This window comes from Xylanibacter caecicola, assembly GCF_013166515.1.
Taxonomy (GTDB): domain Bacteria; phylum Bacteroidota; class Bacteroidia; order Bacteroidales; family Bacteroidaceae; genus Prevotella; species Prevotella caecicola.
Genome location: NZ_JABKKJ010000002.1, coordinates 183,140 through 200,640 on the forward strand (window position 1 = coordinate 183,140; position 17,501 = coordinate 200,640).

Consider the following 17,501-nt stretch of genomic DNA (forward strand, 5'->3'; position numbering starts at 1 on the left):
GACAGATGTGTATCAGATGCGGCAAAGGTAGTAAAAAAATACAATCCGACAGACTTTTGCGCCGTTTTTTGCCTTCTGCCGCCTTTTTCGCCATATCTGCGCCTATTTTCCACACACGTCAGCGCGCATTGTGATAGCTTTGCGGACAATTATCTACAAACTATTATTAAAAAAACAACGACAATGAACAAGACAAAGAAAATCATGCTGTATGCGGCAACGCTCGTCGTGGCGCTTGCGTGTACGCTGAAGACCGCCGCCGCGCAGACGACGGTGGCAAGGTGGGTGTTCTCTACGGGCTACGATGTGGAGAAGACCGGCAACACGGCGGTCTACACGCCGAACACGCTCGGCTGGTCGGCTATTGCCAACACCTCATGGGCGACGACGCGACCCGCCTTCCTGCCCAACGAGTGCGCCCTCGTGCCCGAAGACTGCCGCGTGACGGTGCACACCACCGACGGCAAGTGGCAGGTGACGACGAGCGGCTCGAACCCCAGCTATCTGCTGCGTCTCAACACCGCGTCCACAAACAAATTCACGGCAAAGGCAGACTATGCCGACGGCTCCAAGCACGACCAGTTCTTCGAGATTTCAATGCCGACGACGTCGCTCACCAACGTAAGGCTGAACTTCGCCATAGGCGACGGCTCCAGTTCTGCCACGAAGTTTGGTGTGGTGTACTCGGTGGACGGCGGAAACACATGGAACGTGCTCGACGACTATACCTCGGGCGCCCACTGGAACACATACGTTGACGCCAACTACGCCCTGAACGCCGATAACAAAGAGCGCCTTATTATACGCATGCTCATACAGTCGGCGACGAAAACGAGCAACTACAACCTGAAGTACGTGAATATCCTTGCCGACGACACGCAGGCCCCCAAACTTGCAAGCATCGTGCCTGCCGATGGCTCGACCGACGTTGTGCCCACCGGCAAGGTGATAATGCTTTTCAACGAGGGTGTGAAAGTTAAGGACGGGACTGTCGCCACGCTCACCAACAACGCCACGCGCGAGACAACGGACATCGCTCCCGTTGTAAATATAAATAAGGTGTCGTTTACATACGCCGACCTCGACCTTACGACGTCGTACACGCTCACGCTGCCTGCCGGTTCGGTTTCAGATCTTGCCGGCAATGTGCTTGCATCTGCCGTAAGCATAACGTTCACCACGTCGGACACACGCCCCGTGCCTCCGCCCGTGCTCGAAAGCAAGAACCGTCTGTGGTATAACCGCCCGGCATCATACTGGGAAGAGGCGCTGCCGCTCGGCAACGGTCGCCTCGGCGCCATGGTCAGCGGAAGCGTGGCTATGGATACGCTGCAACTTAACGAGGATACCTTCTGGGGACAGTCGCCCAACAGGAGTCATAACGCGAAGGCTAAGTCCGTGCTTTCTCAAGTGCAGCAGTATATCTTCAACAAGGACTATGTGTCCGCACAGAAGCTCGCCATACCCAACTGGATGTCCGAAGGCTCGCACGGAGCGCAGTATCAGGCGGCAGGATGCGTACTCGTAGGCTTCCCGGGACAGCGTTATGACGACGAGGACGCGGCGCAGACGCAGGGAGCGCGCGACGTGCAGGGCTATGTGCGCTCGCTCGACCTCTCTACGGCTACCGCCACGACTACATACGTTCACGACGGTGTTACATACACGCGCACCGTGTTCACGTCGCTCGAAGACAACGTCACGGTGATGCGCCTCGAGGCTTCGGAGGCAGGCAAACTGAACTTCAACGTATGCTATGCCGCTCCGGTAAAGACGAATATGGAGAAACTCGGCATCAACAGGATAACAGCCGACGGAATGATAGAGGCTTCGCTCGTGCCGGCAAAGACACAGACGGAGAACGTGGACAACAAACTTAACTGCTACACGTTCATAAAGGTGCTTAACGAAGGCGGCACGCAGACATCCGCAGCAACGCAGAACGTCATGCAGGGCGGACTCGTGGCGGGCAATCCCGTCGCACCGTCTATAGAGGTCAGTGGTGCCACGGCGGCGACAATCATAATATCGTCTGCCACAAACTTCGTGAACTATGACGACATCAGCGGCGATGCCGAGGCGAAGGCTTTGGCGTACATCACCGATTATATGGGCAAGAACAAGAGCTACGAAGCTACTCTCGCTTCTCACGTGGAGAAGTACGGGGAGCAGTTCAACCGCGTAAGCCTCGACCTCGGTGCAAATCAGGCACAGGAAGTGAAGGACACTGAGACGCGAATTAAGGAGTTCCGCTCTACAAGTTCGGACCCGGGACTTGTGTCGAACTACTTCCAGTTCGGTCGTTATTTGCTCATCTCCTCATCGCAACCCGGCACGCAGCCGGCGAACCTGCAGGGCATCTGGAACCCCAATGCACGTCAGTATCCGGCATGGGACTCCAAGTACACGTCTAACATCAACGTGGAGATGAACTACTGGCCCGCCGAGGTGACAAACCTTTCGGAGTGTCACAATCCGTTCATCGATATGGTGAAGGACGTTTCCGTGACAGGTGCCGAGACGGCGGAGAAGATGTACGGCGCACGCGGTTGGGCGCTGCATCACAACACGGACATCTGGCGCACCACGGGAGCTGTGGACAACGGTTCGGTGGGAGTGTGGCCCACTTGCAACGCCTGGTTCTGCTCTCATCTTTGGGAGAAGTACCTGTTCACGGGCGACAAGACTTATCTTGCCGAAGTGTATCCCGTGCTTAAGGGTTGTGCGCAGTTCTTCCAGGACTTCCTTGTCAAGGACCCGAATACGGGTTACATGGTTGTCTGTCCGTCAAACTCTCCCGAGAATCATCCCGGAAAGGACTCGTATACTACTGCAGAGGGAAAGAAAATGAACTGTGCTCTCTTCGGCGGAGTGGCAATGGACAATCAAATGGTGTACGACGTGCTGAAAAACACCGCCGAGGCGGCACGCACCTTGGGGGTTGACGGAGATTTTGCCGGTCAGCTCGATGAACTCAAGGCAAAGCTCACACCTTACAAGATAGGAAAGTACGGTCAGATACAGGAGTGGCAGGAAGACTGGGACAAGGAGAACAACTCTCACCGTCACTTGTCTCATCTCTGGGGAGCATATCCCGGCAATCAGGTTTCTCCCTATACCAATCCCACGGTATTTCAGGGCGTGCACAAGTCGCTCGTAGGTCGTGGCGATGCTGCACGCGGATGGTCCATGGGTTGGAAAGTATGCGAGTGGGCGCGTATGCTCGACGGCGACCATGCCCTTGCGATAATCAAGAACCAGCTGCGCCTGATGGATCCGAACGCCACGATGAACGATGCCGACGGAGGTACATACGCCAACATGTTCGATGCTCATGCACCGTTCCAGATAGACGGAAACTTCGGTTGCTGTGCCGGAATTGCCGAGATGCTGTTGCAGTCGCATGCAGGTTTCATGCACCTTCTTCCAGCCCTGCCTGCCGCATGGTCTGAGGGTGAGGTTAAAGGACTGTGCTCGCGTGGCGGTTTTGTAGTGACTGAACTAAAGTGGAAAATGGGAAAGGTCGTTTCGTTGAAGGTAAAGTCGACCGTTGGCGGCAACCTGCGACTGCGCAGCAACACGCAGCTGAAGATGTCGGACGGCACAGCCCTCACCGTTGCTTCCGGCAACAACACCAACCCACTCATGCAGCCCTACACCATGCCCGATCCTATAGTTGTGAACAGCTCGAAGATACCCGATACGCATCTTCCCACAACATATCTCTACGACATCCCCACCGTGGCAGGTCAGGAAATAGAACTTATCGACCAGAGCGCCGCCACAGCTATCGACCGCATCCACGCCAACGTTGGCGACACATCCGCCAACGCCGTTGCCTATGCCATTGACGGCACCCGGGTAAACGATTCGCACAGAGGTGTCATCGTTGTTAAGGGACATAAGCATATTCGTAAGTAATATATTGCTATTGAATATAAAAAATCGGCATGCTTTGGATACACAAACCAAAGCATGCCGATTTATATATTATCATGTATAACTCTATTTGATAGGAGTGAACCTTAGTTTTAGTGTATGCGGTTTTACCGGTATTGTGTATTTTTTCAATACACCCGGTCCGCAACTGCTGTTGCCGAGACCGAGCACGGCGGCATCTATGCTAAGGTATATATGGTTCTCTTCTTTCAAGTCGCAGTCGTGTGAAGTGTTGCACAGTTGTTGTGTGGAGTAGGGCAGGGCGGTGAATGAGAATGGTGTGCCCTCTGTTGTTATAACCCAGCCTTTTCCTTTGTTGTCGGTAAGACTTACGTATGCCACATCTTCGTGATTGCCGTTGTATTGCGGACGCGGATAATGCACATATTGGTTGTCTATTGTACTGTTCCACAAAGCTATTGACGATGCTTCCTTGCGGTCGGGGTATGTATCGAGCGGTCCACGTCCGTACCATGATATGTTGCGCAATTCCTTTGACATGGTGAAGGTGTTGCCAAGGCATGGCAGTGTGGGCAGTGTCCCTTCGGGAGTATATGTCACGCTTAGGTCTACGGCGCCATCGGCATCCATGGTGTAATCATAGGCAACTGTAATGCTTCCCTCCGTGTATCCGTATCGTTCGGTCTTTGTCACCGTTACGGTACCGTCGTTGTTTTTCTTTGTCTCCAAAGGCTTCAATACGGTAACAGACGGTGAGTCGAGCCTGTTTGTCGTCCATTCCTTTGCGAGCCAGTTGCCGAAACCTTTGTCGTTGTCTGTCGGAGCACGGAAGAAGTGCGGAGAAACAATGTCTAACCACTGTTTGGCCTTTTCCATATCCGCATTCTTACCGTGTTTAAGAGTCTTTGCCTTGAAAGCTGTTATCATGGCATCGTTTATGGCAAACTGTGCCGATGCCACCTCGTGACCTGCTTTTGCCCATGGAGTCTCGTTCTTTAACACGGCTTTGATGTCAAGACGCACATCGGCATCTTTGGGATAGCTGAATGCAGGGAGTGTGAAGTCCTTTACCTCTCCTCTTTTCTTTATCTTGCCGTTTACGGCGAGCGACCACATAAAGCTGTAGTTGTCTATCGAAGCATGTTCGTCAAGCATTGTGATCTTAAGACTCTTGCCGTCTATGTTCATTCGCAGCGGAGCATATACCGCCTTTACCTCATAATACTTAGGTGTTAGGTTACGGTCGGACATAATTACCCCATTGAGGCAGAATGCTTTCAGGTTGGGCTTGTCTCCGAAATCTCCTCCGTATGCAATCATTGTCTTACCGTCCTTGCGGTGTACGGCAATACCCTCGTCAGCCCATGTCCATATAAAGCCGCCGAGCATGCGCGGGTTGCTGTATATCTCATCCCAGTATTCGCGGAAGTTTCCCATGGCGTTTCCCATGGCGTGGGCATATTCGCTCGTAAGTACGGGGCGTGTGCCGGGGGCATTGTTGGCAATGGCAAGCAGACGTTCCCAGCGTGCATTCTCCGGACGTTCCATATTGTCATCCTTCACTCCCGGATTGTGATAATCCTCCATTGTGCGAGGATAGAAACGGCTGATTACATCTACTACAGCCGGGTCATCTGCTCCTGCTCCTTGTGCGCCCTCATAGTGTATGAAGCGTGTGGGGTCGTACTCTTTAGCCCATGTGGCGGCTGCGGCAAAGTTTATTCCGTAGCCCGACTCGTTGCCGAGCGACCAGAACATTACGCACGGATGATTGCGGTCGCGTATCACCACACGCTGCACGCGGTCCATGAATGCTGCAGTCCACGACGGGTCACTTGCAAGTGTTCCGCGCAGTCCGTGCTCTTCCAGGTTTGCCTCGTCCATTATGTATAGACCGTATTGGTCGCAAAGTTCGTACCATCGTGGGTCGTTGGGGTAGTGACCGGTGCGCACGGCATTGACATTGCACTGTTTCAGCAGTTTGATGTCCTTTATCATCTGCTCGGTTGTGATTACACGTCCGGTGTTCTCGTCCATCTCCTGACGGTTCGTTCCGCGGAAGCGTACCTGTTTTCCGTTGACAAGAAAACGTCCGTCTTTCATTTCCAACTTACGGAAACCAATCTTTGTCTCGATGTTCTCTATCGTCTTTCCGTTGTTGTCGACAAGTGACAGACGAAGAGTGTACAGGTTGGGTGTCTCGGCTGTCCACTTCTTGGGATTCTTGACTGTTGTTTTGAGCCATCCCCACATTGCATATCCTCTTTGCGGATTGCGAGCGTTCATTATTTTACCCTTGTGGTCAAGGTTCAGAATTTCGGAGGCGTCATGTCTCATGACGCTGTCACATACAGAATTGCCGTTTTCATCAAAGAGCCGTGCCTCGACAAAATAGCCCTCACCACGTTGCCCGTATATGACAGAAAGTTGCGGGTCTATGATTAATGTTGCGTCACGATAGTCGTCATCGAGGATTGTGCGTACTCCGAAATCACGTATTCTTATTTTCGGTGTGGCATAAATACTTATGCTGCGGTGTATGCCGGCAATGCGCCACGTGTCCTGATCTTCAAGATAACTGCCATCGGAATATTTGAAGACTTGAAGGGCTATATGGTTTATTCCGGATTTGAGGTATGGAGTTATTCGGAACTCGGCAGGTGACATACTGTCTTGAGAGTAGCCCACGCGTACGCCGTTTATCCAGATATAGAATGCACTTGACACTGAACCGAGGTGGATGTACACCTCTTTCCCGTTCCATTTGTCTGGAACGGTGAAAGTCCTTCGGTAGCATCCCGTAGGGTTGCGCTCGATGTATGTCGTGTAAGTCTTCTTCGGCTCTTTCATGACATACGGAGGGTCTATCTTGAACGTGTAACCGGAGCTGCAATATATGGGAGTTCCGTAACCGTTCACTTCCCAGTCTCCCGGAACTGGGAACGATGTCCATTTGCTGTCGTTGAAATCTGTGAGATAAAAGTCGGATGGCTGTTCTTCGGGTGTTTTTGTCCAGTTGAATTTCCACATCCCGTCGAGTGACATAGACATGTCGCCGGGTGTGAGGAAATAGGGTGTGAACGATGCTCTTGCCGGTTCGCGGTTTATCTGCAATACATGCTGGTTCTCCCAATCATGAGTATTCTCTGCCTTTGTTCCAAGGCAGAGAATACTTATTGACAGTAATAAATAAATTCTTTTCATTATTTATGTGTGTTTATACAGTGCAATAATAAATATAATTATTGTACATCGAGACTCTTGAATTCAAGTTTCTGTCCCTCTATTACGGTAATGATGACTTTGTAATGTCCTGCATTTATCTGTGTACCTGTAGAGGTGTTGAGTATTTTGAACTTCTTGGGCGTTGGTGGGAATGTAATCTCGCGCTGGACAAGTATGATACCCTTGTTGTCTATTATTTTCATTTCGGCAGTTATAGGCTCCTGTGTTTCGTTCTTGTAACTGAACCGAAGGGCATATTCTTGTCCTAATCCCGGAGTTATATCCCATTGTGTCTCGCATTTGTCTTCCTTTGAAGGACTGTATGATGTTGCCTCGCGCTGTTTTTGGTCTTTAGGAAGCATGTCTTTGGGTAATTTCTCAATAACATCTGCATCCAAGGCTTTCCATGAGAAAGATGAAAGGCTGCATTTATCAATGGCGTCTTCTTTCTGCTGTTCTCCCTTGCATGCAATGGCAATGGCACTGATAACAGCTTGACCGGCTTTAACTTCGGGGAACGATATTGATATCTTTCCGTTCTCGGCTTTGGCATATACAACTTTGCGCAGTGCCCCTTGCTTGCCGCTTTCCGCCCAGATGTCAATGTCGTCAATAACGGTATTTCCATTAATGTCTACGTCGAAGATCCTAAGTCCTTCACAGTCGGTTTTAAGACCTCCTCCCATTCCATGCCATGGCTCGGTGAAATATAGTTCTATTCTGTATTCACCGTCACTTACAGGAATTTCATATTTCAGGTTGTGACGACCGAAGCGGAATGACCGGAACAGTTCCCAGTCTTTTGTTCCGTATACAGGTGTCGATATGGTGCCTTGACTTGTCTGATAGGGATTCAGTCCGAAACGTTCGCCCCACGAGTGACTGATGTTTGCATTGTCGGCATGCCATTTCTGTCCGTATTGATCGGTATAGCAGTCACCGCCGCAGTTTATACGGTATACATAGTTATAACCTTCTGCGCCTTTTAGAATGTCTTTGTTATGCTGTGCGGCAGTTGGTACAATCTCTGAGCCTTTGTATAACATTTCGAAATGCGGGGCTTTTTCAAGACCGTTGAGGATGATAACATCTTCTGTCACCGGATTTCCCTTGTAATATCCTACGGCACGCAGAACATTATATTTAATTAGGCGCTTCTCCCATACAAAATGAGGACCTGCTTTCTTCCTGCCTAACGACAGACTGTCGGTTGCGTCATTGTAAAGCAATATGCTGTCACAATTGCTGTATACATTTATGTCTGCACGTCTGGGACCGTCATTAAATCTGTTTTCCCATGTATGCGATACAATGTAGACCATAGGGTCTTTTTCCGGTGATACGTTATATGCGCGGTACATGTAGTACCCGTCGACAGGCTGTTCCCATGGAGTTACTATTCCTTTGTAATTGAAAGGACCAGACTTGTCTATTGCTCTAAGGGCTTCATCGGGTTGTATACGTCCGGGATTGTCATGGCTGGAAAATATCCACTGGAAGTGTCCGCATACATTGTCTTTCGCTTTCTCTGCCAGGAGCATTTTCGTTTCAAGTAGTTCCGTGAACTTATCTTCGCTGTATGATTTCTCTTTTGAAAGATTTTTTGATTCCGAATGCAGTCCTACCGTTCTCCATGCCCCATACTCTCCGTTTAGAAGCTGGTTGGGAAGACTTAATTCCTTGTCATAGTTCTTGGCGGTTCCACCGTATGTTCCGCTCCAGTTCTGGATGACATTCCAGTCAGTTCCTCCACCTCCGTTGCAGGTAGTGATTACGCGCATGTTCTTTGCAGTGGGGTCCATGTTGCGTATAATGGCGCAACATTCGCTTGCAAATTCTGCCGGTATGGTACTTTCGTTCTGTAATCCCCACATTATTACGCTTGGCGAATTGCGGCGTTCTTTAATCCAGCGTCGCAGCATCTGTTTGAAGTTATCCTTAAATTCAGGTGTATCGTACCAGATGTGAGCGGAGAACTGGCTCCAGAACATGATGCCTTCTTTGTCAAGCAATGTCTGATATTTGAGATTGTGGGGCTGATGAGCTTCACGGAATGCGTTGAAACCGGCATTGCGTATTTGCTTGATGCGTGAGTGTATCTGCTCTTTGCTGAAAGCGTGGCTCTGTCCGAACTGATGCTCATATTCGCATACGCCGTTGATAAACTCCGGCTTTCCGTTTATGAAGAAACGGTTGTCTCCGTCATTACGCTTTACGGGCCATGATATTGTACGTATTCCGAATGTGTTTGTTATTTCATCCGTAGTCTTGCCGTTGCGCTTTATCATGCTTGCAAGATTATATAAATATGGATTTTCCGGGCTCCATAATATCGGGTCGCTGACAGGCGATGACTGACGAATGACTTTTGTTTCCTTGGGTTGCAACGTCACTTTCTCATTTAGCCTGAATACCTGTTTACCGTTTGCAAATGTAAACTTGTTAACAAGTTCCACTTCCGCAACCGATGTTGAATAGTTTCTTATTTCCGTATCGATGAAAACGCTGTCGGCTTTATCATTATTCCAGATATGTACGCCAAAAGGCTCTATGCGTACTTCGTCTGTTTCTATAATAGATACAGGACGATATATTCCAAACGGTTGCGAACCTTCGCTGAAGCCCCATTCGGATGAACATCCACCACATACCCATGGAGCGGATGTTATCATTGACGGATGATCTGCCTTTATTTGTAATACATTTGTTCCGTTTATGAGGTCGTCGGTAATATCTTCCGTATAAACAGTTCTGCCGACAAGTTCACGTTTATATTCTTTCCCGTTGAGTGTTATTGTCGCAAATGTACCAACACCCTCCAGTTGAAGAAAATATCTTTTGGAAGATAGCTTCTTCTTTATAAAAGTCTTTGTATATAGTGCCGAACCATGCAGGTTGCCGTGGAGCATCTGCCGATATCCGTAATAGTCATCCCAATTATGAGGAATGTTTACTATCGTATCCTTGTTTATGACCGCCGATGAATCGGATGCAGACAAAAGGCGTGTGGTCCATCCTTCATTTAGATTTATGATAGCTCTCCGTCCTTTAATTTCCGGAGCGGGGAAGTTTACATCCGAACGTCCCAAAGGAGTGCTTGTCGCTACGGCAATGCCTCGTTGTCCTTCGTTGTTTACGGCACAATAGAAATGGTATACAATTCCGTTGTGTTTTACGACATAGCTTTTATGGGCGAACATTTCATCATATTTCTTTGTAGGATATATGAGGTCGGGTCCGTTCCACCTTTGCCAGTTTATCAAGTCGCGGCTTACGGCAAAAGTGTTGAATGCATTGTATTTGCGGCTTGGGTCGAATGCAGAGAAATAGAACATTACAAAGAGATCGTCCATCTTCACGATTTGGGCATCTCCCGTGATGATGCCTTTCACCTCATTGTAAAATACGGGATTGCCTTTATAACGCTTCCATGTCTTCATGTTGTCGGAAAGTGCAATTCCGATACGTTCGGCTTTCATGTCGTTTTTAGGATTAATGCCTCCTGCGTTGTAGAACATAACGAAACGTTTGCCGAGAGTCCTGTTGTTATCCTCGTATATAGTACTTTTATATTGGGTCAGTTTTTCCCACCATTGTACGCCTTTATCCTTTATTCCGAGAATAGGTTTTCTTGCCGAACGCCACTCATGTGCTTTTGTAATATCGTTTTTTGTCCATGCCAGACCGATATTAAGCGGTGCACGTACAGCCTCGTATCCTGTGCCGTTGCCGCCAATATATGTCATCCAATGAAGACCTTTATATTTCTTCATTTCATACGAGCCGCCCCATGTCCAGTCTATGAGTGACGGAAAACCGCCACGTTGGTTGCAGTCCCAGGTTTTGTCGCGGTAAGACAATATGCGTCCCAACGTTTTCCAGTTGAGCAAATCATCGCTTTCTGCCAGCCATGTTTCATATCCGCGACCGTCAAGACCGTCCTTGCCGTTGTAGACAACGTATGTCATGTACCATTTGCCGTTTTCCCTGTATACAGTGGGGCAGTCTATCTTGTGATAGTTGTCCTCCGGTGCTATTGCCATGCCATATTTGTATGGAGTCTTCACCGCATCGTATATTTTCTGCATTTGTTCATCGCTCACGGTTTGTGCTTGTGCGCCGTAACACACAATGAGCATGAACAGTGTTAGAATGTTTCTTGTCATATCCGTTTGTTTGTTATTTCATGAAAAGCCAGTCAACCTCGTTGCCGCCACCATTAAGTCCGGCATCACGTATCTTTAAGTCGGTATCTGTAAATCCGGCAACCATGATAATGCCTTTAGGCAGATTTATAACATGGTGTCCTGCTTTGAAATGATATGAATGTATGTTTACCATTGGCATGTCGTTCATGCTTATGGCATTGCTTATAACGGCTTCTGCCTGTCCGTATTCGTTACCGGTGGCATCGGTCTCGAGTTTCGGAGGTGAAGCAAACTTGTTTTGGTCATCTATAAAGAAACCTACAAGCATCTGTACCGGTTTGTCACATGAAAATTCAACGGTAGCACCTTTGATGCGCGTTGTGTCGCGGTTCAGTACAAGTGCATTCATCTCTGTAAGTTCCGCTGCTACAGAATCAATCAGTTCCGGGCGGTTCTCGAATAATTGTGCGCCTTTTTCAATCCTTACAGTCTTATATGGACTTATCAGTTTTACAGAGGCATTTCTTGCAACCGGATTTTTTGTGCCATTGCTTCCTGACTGAGGATTTTCCAAAGCTGCAATGTTGCTTTTCAGGTTTGCAAGTTCCTCGTCATATACTGCCTTCATTTCTTCCCATGTCTTGAAGTTGCCGTTATCTCCGCCAACCGGAATACGACGTTGTGATGTCTGCATACTGTTGGCATAGTAGTAAGTGTCTTTTGTAAGGTTTACCAGCTCGTCCCAATATGAGTTGCTTTTTTCGAGCAGCGGTACAGCCTTATGCAGATAGTTGATGTCCTTGCTCCATTTATAGTTCAGAACCTGTTGTGCCGCAAGAACTTTATATTTGAAAGCATCTGCAAATGCCTTGTAACAGCGCATGTCGTTGGCAAGGCGCAAGTATTCGTCACGGTTCTTCGTTACTTTAGAAGCACTTCTTTCTATCGCTTTAACGGCTTTATCACCATGTATCTCACATTCGTTTACGATATCGAGAGGCATTTCTCCGATATGAGCCTCTTTGTTCCATTCTTTCTCTACATATTCGATGAGTTTTTCTCCCTGTGGACCACAACTTTCGTAGAACCCGGGGTAGATAGTATACTTGTATGGGTTTACCAGTTCGCTCATCTTCATGCCGAGCAGCAATGTCTGCCTGTTACCCTCTGTAATACCGAAACGTCGTATGAGTTTGGGTGCAATCTCACCGCTCTCATCGTATGCTTCGAGTATATCGAGTGCAGACGCTTCATCTGTTCCGTAAAAGTCGGCAAGTTTCTTTGCCCAGAACGTTTTGTCTTCGCCACGTTTTGCTTTCCACGCATAGCGTCCCCATACTTCGTACCACATGCGGTCACGGTCAATCTGCAGTTGTCTTCCGTTATCACCGATTTTGTCGGCAGTGTAGGGCCAGTCCCAGTAGTTTGCCTGAGGATACAGGTGCAGACCGTTGGCGCCGTGTATTTTGTGCATAGCCTGAACAACTTTGCTTGTAAATGCAGGCGAGCTCCAACGCCATGGCTCCAGATTCGCCAGAATGTGTACGTTGCTTATATGTATTGGGGCAGCACTGCTTAGTTGTCTGTGTGTCTCTGCCCACGGACCGCCCGGTTCGTATGTGGTAAGGCTTTCTCCCGTATATTTTGACATTGTGTATATATTGGGATATAGCGGCAGTGACGCTTCAAGCACTTTTGGTCCGTCTGTGTCGTGCGAGCGCAGGATGATTGGCGGTATGTCTGTACGTCCGGATGCTGCCAGACCGTCCTTTATTCCCGGGATGATGGTCTTTGTCATCCATTCAATATCATTGTCTATGCCGGACATTGCTTCTCCGAGACATACAAGAAATCCTACGTTGGGATATTTCTGTATGAAGGCGGCGATGCTCTTGCGTGTATAGTCGCTTATCAGCGGAGTTATTGGACGATTACGGTCTTGTGTCTTCAGACCATAATGGTCGGCAAACGGCTTTGACAATATGATGTTGTAGAACATCTGTATCACCTGTATGCCACGGCGTGATGCTTCTTGAGTGAGAAATGTGAACATCTCTTGGTTCTTCTCCATTGTAGCATCGTCCACTTCTGTTGCAAACGGATAGTCCTTAAGCTTTACAAGTGAGGCGAATGGATGACCGTTCCACAGATATACTGTGTTCATGTTGCTTGCCGCGAGCATGTCAAGATATTTTATCCACAGTTGTTTGTCATAGAACCATGGAAAATTTTCCGGGGTATATGGATATTCGTAAACCCTGTGTCCCGGCAGGTACACGGTCTTTTGAAGTCCTACACATGCTCCGCGCAGTTTCATTTCCGGAACTTCCGTTATATTTGCAATGCCTTCAAGATTTCCTTCTGTACGGTATATCTCCAACAGCTTGTTTACTCCGTATATTGCGCCAGGCGCATCGTTACCGATTATTGTCACGTTCTTTCCCTTGCGCGTTATTGTGAAGCCTTCTGCTGCAAGTCCTTTGGCGTCTTGGGCTATACATATTTTTACGTTGTATTTCCAATCGATGTCTTTAAGCATAGATGCTGCATACTCGGTTTGTGGTGTCACCGTTTTTATTTCTATTTTAGCCTTGGCGTATGAAAAAGATGATACACCTATGCAGGCTGCAAGTATAAAACTTTTGATAATGTTCATTGCTATAATTTTATGTAATGAATATTTATGAATTCTGTTAAGATCCCGGATTTATTTAGTGTGTTAAAACTCTATGATTACTTCTTTCCTGCAAGGAATTTCATATCGATGCCCTCCTATTATGAGTGTACCTTTACCACCGTCGCTGTTTATACTTATTCTGTTCTTGTCCATTTTTACATGGATTTTTCCGTATGGTGTGGGCACGTCTCCTTCCATCCATTCCAAGTCACCAAGCACAGGTCTTATTTCAAACTCTTCATATCCGGCTTTTGTCGGTTGTACTCCAAGATAGTATTTTCCCAACAGATATATGGGACTTGCTCCCCACGCATGGCACAGGCTTTTGCCATATGGACGTCCGTACATGGCAAGATGTTGTGTGCCTGTTTCTTCGGGATTATATTTTTCCCAGAAACTTGTTGCACCTTCCTTGATCATGCCTCCCCAATAGTTGCGTATTTCTTTTAGAACCTGCTGTTGCATGCCCATAAGGCAAAGTGCTTCCAGTTCGTAGAAGCGCATGTATGGTGTAGTTATCGATTCTATGTCGGGGTTAAGCATGACGGATTTCATCACTGTCTGCTTTTCTTCTTCGGTGAGATATCCGTATATTATGGCAAACATGTTCGGGAATTTTGTTATTTGGGTGTTCATCTCCCCGTCTTCTATTGCGTGCATGAACGCCTTGTGCTTGTCGTCCCAGAATGTAGTTTTCAGCTTTTTCTGTAAAGAAACTTCCAATGCCGTGTATTTCTCAACGTCTGCAGTATATTCTTCTACTGTAATGCTTCCTTGCGGAGGTGTCTGTAGCGGATTGTCTTTCAGGATTGTAGCACATAGCTTCATTGTCTCAAGCGACTTGCATAACAGTATTTGCTCAAAGCAGAGTGTGCCGCGTTTGTGCATGGGAAAGTTTACCCAGTCTACGAAAATCCAGTCATCAGACTGCCCTTCCGCCATTCCCTCGCTGTTGGTACGGCAGAGTACGTATTGCATCATTGTCTGCATACGGGGATAAATCTCACGTACAAAGTCAATATCTGCGGTATATGTGTAATAATCGTGCACGGACTTAAACCAATAGAATGTATAATCCATAATGGTATTGATATGTGCCGTTACGGGGTCCTTTCCTCTTAACTGGCGTATTGTGCGCCGTACGCAATCTGTGTCAAATCTCAGATAATAGTTCATGAGATAAGATTGTATCGCATCTCCCGACCATGTCCAGCGGTCGCGCTTTATTCCGTCTACAAAAAACTCGCGTGTCGTCAGGTCCATTGTATATGCGCCGATGTCCCATATCTTGTTGATAAGTTCGTCGTTGCATCTGAAACTTCCGCTTTTATTCTCTTTGTATGGAGAATATTCAAAGTCTGCAGCTACTTCTTTAAAGCTGATGCCGTCTTCGGTTTCGATATATACAAAGCGGAACGCTTTTGAGTTTTTGATGATAATGGTCTCTTTGTCGCAGTCTGCATCTATACGGTCGAGTGTCTCACAGTATTCCTTGTCTTGTGCTTCTTCGCGACTTTCACCGTAATATATATATAAGGTGCCTTTGCCCTGTACATCTTTCAGTTTGATGTATCCGAAAGTCTCGCGTCCGAAATCATAGAGCATGCCACCTGCCGCAGACTTCTCTACGGCAACCGGCATTATTTCCTTTCGTTCCAGACTATAGCCTGACGGCGGTGTGTCGGGACAGTCAAACTTCCATTTTGCGGCGGGTACGTATATACCCGAACCATGAGCCACACCGTTTTCGTCAATCCATATTTTGTCTTCGTATGTGGCAAGCCATGTGCTGTCTGTGTTTATCGTTTCACCTGCGACATATAGTGCCGGCGGTGTAGACTGATTGTGCACTTTGAAGTTCAGTTTATGCTCACCCTTTGGTATGACAAAGCTTGAAGGCATGCCGAATTGCAGCTTGCCGTCAAGCATGAAGTTAAAGTCTCCCTCTGCCTTTATATTTATTGTCTCAGGTTTTTCGGCTGTTACGGTTTTTGAGAACTCAACCGTAACCCAGTGGCTGTCCTGTTTCCAAAACGGTGGAAACATTGCCCCTCGTTCCGTACGCCTGTTGTTGAAACGGTTTCCGAGCCATATCTCGAAATCGCCCGGAAACCATATCCAAGTCGCTTTAGATGTTTTCGCCATATCTCTCGCGTGTTATTTCTTCCAACGTCTTGCCCTGTGTCTTGGGTGCCCATATCGTACCGATAATCAAGGAAATGATGAAGAATGCCATCATTATGTAACCTGCAAGTGTAAATCCTTCGCCGTTCTCTCCGTAGATATGTACAAAATAGAGTCCCCATACGGCAGACACGCCTCTTACGACAAAGAACATTATGCCTTGTGCTGCTGCCCTGTATTTTGCGGGGAACAGTTCTGATGCCCAGAGTGCGTAGAATGTCTGTACCGATATACCGGCTTGAATAGCCCAGAGAAGTGTAAACACTACAAGACCCGTCATGCTTGTTATTCCTATTGTCACGATGATGAGCCATGCAATCACGCCCATGCTTACACCAAAGGCAAACAGCATGCGTTGGTTTACGCGGTCTACTATAAGAGAGCATATAAATGTTATTGCGATAATTATTACCCACTGACCTGCAGCGAACATGTTTGCCATCTCGTTAGACAGTCCGCCGGCTGTTTCATAGATGTGCGGCTGGAAGAAACCCATTACCGAGCAGACAAGGTTCCATGTAAGATACATGCCGGCAAGGAATATCATAGAGCGTACACATACTTTGTTTGAGAAAAGCTCTCCAAATGATGCGAATACGCTTTTGTTCTTTATTCCGCTATTTTTCTCCGCTTCTTTTGCCGCCTTCCATTCAGCACTTTCGTCAAGCCGACGCTGCAACTGCCATGCTATGAATGCCACAACGAACAATGATGCGAATACTATACGCGAACTGAACACGCGTAGTGCCGCTCCCTGTGCCTCTCCGCCGGTAATGAAATTGGCGATGGCTTCAACAACAGGAAACAACAGACCGCCGTTGTTGCCGTTAAGTCCGGTGCCCGGTGCAAGCAACGTTCCTATAATAAGAATAATCAGCGGACCTATGCCCCATGCCATTTGTGATATGCAGATATTACGTCCGCGGTTGTTGGTCTCCGAACTTTCCGATATGTATGTCCATGAAGCAGGAACTCCCACGCCTACGGATATGCCTGTTATGAGAAATCCCAATAACAGGGTGGGGAAGTTCGTAGACAGCATGATGACAAGAACACCAAGCATATATACCAGCATGTTGTATGTATATATTGCCTTACGACCGTATTTGTCTGCCATAAAGCCGCCTATTATCGCTCCTATTGCCGCACCGAGACAGTTGGCGCTTATGGCGTTCAACCAGCCGAGATGCCCCTCGGTCAGTCCAAGATAATCCTTCCATAGAGTAAGCCCGCTGGCTCCTGCCACAATTGCTCCTGCGTCAAGATAGTTTGTCAGCGATACAGCCAGTGTGCTTTTCAGACTTCCTTTGTTATTTTTCATATTATTAATATTATATGTTTTTTATGAGGGGTATCAAAAAGCAACA

The 17,501-nt window shown here is 47.8% G+C and carries 6 protein-coding genes; 1 reads left to right on the plus strand and 5 read right to left on the minus strand.

Annotated elements, in window-relative coordinates:
- The first annotated feature begins 183 nt into the window (after positions 1-183).
- Entirely contained in the window at positions 184-3,921 is a 3,738-nt protein-coding gene (locus HPS54_RS02385; protein ID WP_172343874.1) for a glycosyl hydrolase family 95 catalytic domain-containing protein, read from the plus strand.
- A gap of 84 nt (positions 3,922-4,005) precedes the next feature.
- On the opposite strand, the gene HPS54_RS02390 is transcribed toward HPS54_RS02385, so the two are convergent.
- The 5 genes from HPS54_RS02390 to HPS54_RS02410 form a co-directional block, all read right to left on the minus strand.
- Positions 4,006-7,104: a glycoside hydrolase family 2 TIM barrel-domain containing protein gene (locus tag HPS54_RS02390; protein ID WP_172343875.1), complete on the minus strand. Its 3,099-nt coding sequence runs from the start codon at positions 7,102-7,104 to the stop codon at positions 4,006-4,008.
- A gap of 38 nt (positions 7,105-7,142) precedes the next feature.
- Positions 7,143-11,291, minus strand: coding sequence for a beta-d-glucuronidase/beta-L-arabinofuranosidase (locus tag HPS54_RS02395; RefSeq protein WP_172343876.1), 4,149 nt, complete (start codon positions 11,289-11,291; stop codon positions 7,143-7,145).
- A gap of 13 nt (positions 11,292-11,304) precedes the next feature.
- Positions 11,305-13,929 (minus strand): alpha-d-galacturonidase, encoded by a 2,625-nt coding sequence (locus HPS54_RS02400; protein WP_172343877.1) that lies wholly within the window; start codon positions 13,927-13,929, stop codon positions 11,305-11,307.
- A gap of 63 nt (positions 13,930-13,992) precedes the next feature.
- Complete coding sequence (locus HPS54_RS02405) at positions 13,993-16,095, minus strand: alpha-L-rhamnosidase-related protein (protein ID WP_172343878.1); 2,103 nt, start codon at positions 16,093-16,095, stop codon at positions 13,993-13,995.
- Complete coding sequence (locus tag HPS54_RS02410; RefSeq protein WP_172343879.1) at positions 16,079-17,455, minus strand: MFS transporter; 1,377 nt, start codon at positions 17,453-17,455, stop codon at positions 16,079-16,081. The genes HPS54_RS02405 and HPS54_RS02410 overlap by 17 nt, the downstream gene beginning before the upstream one ends.
- Between the last annotated feature and the right edge of the window lie 46 nt (positions 17,456-17,501).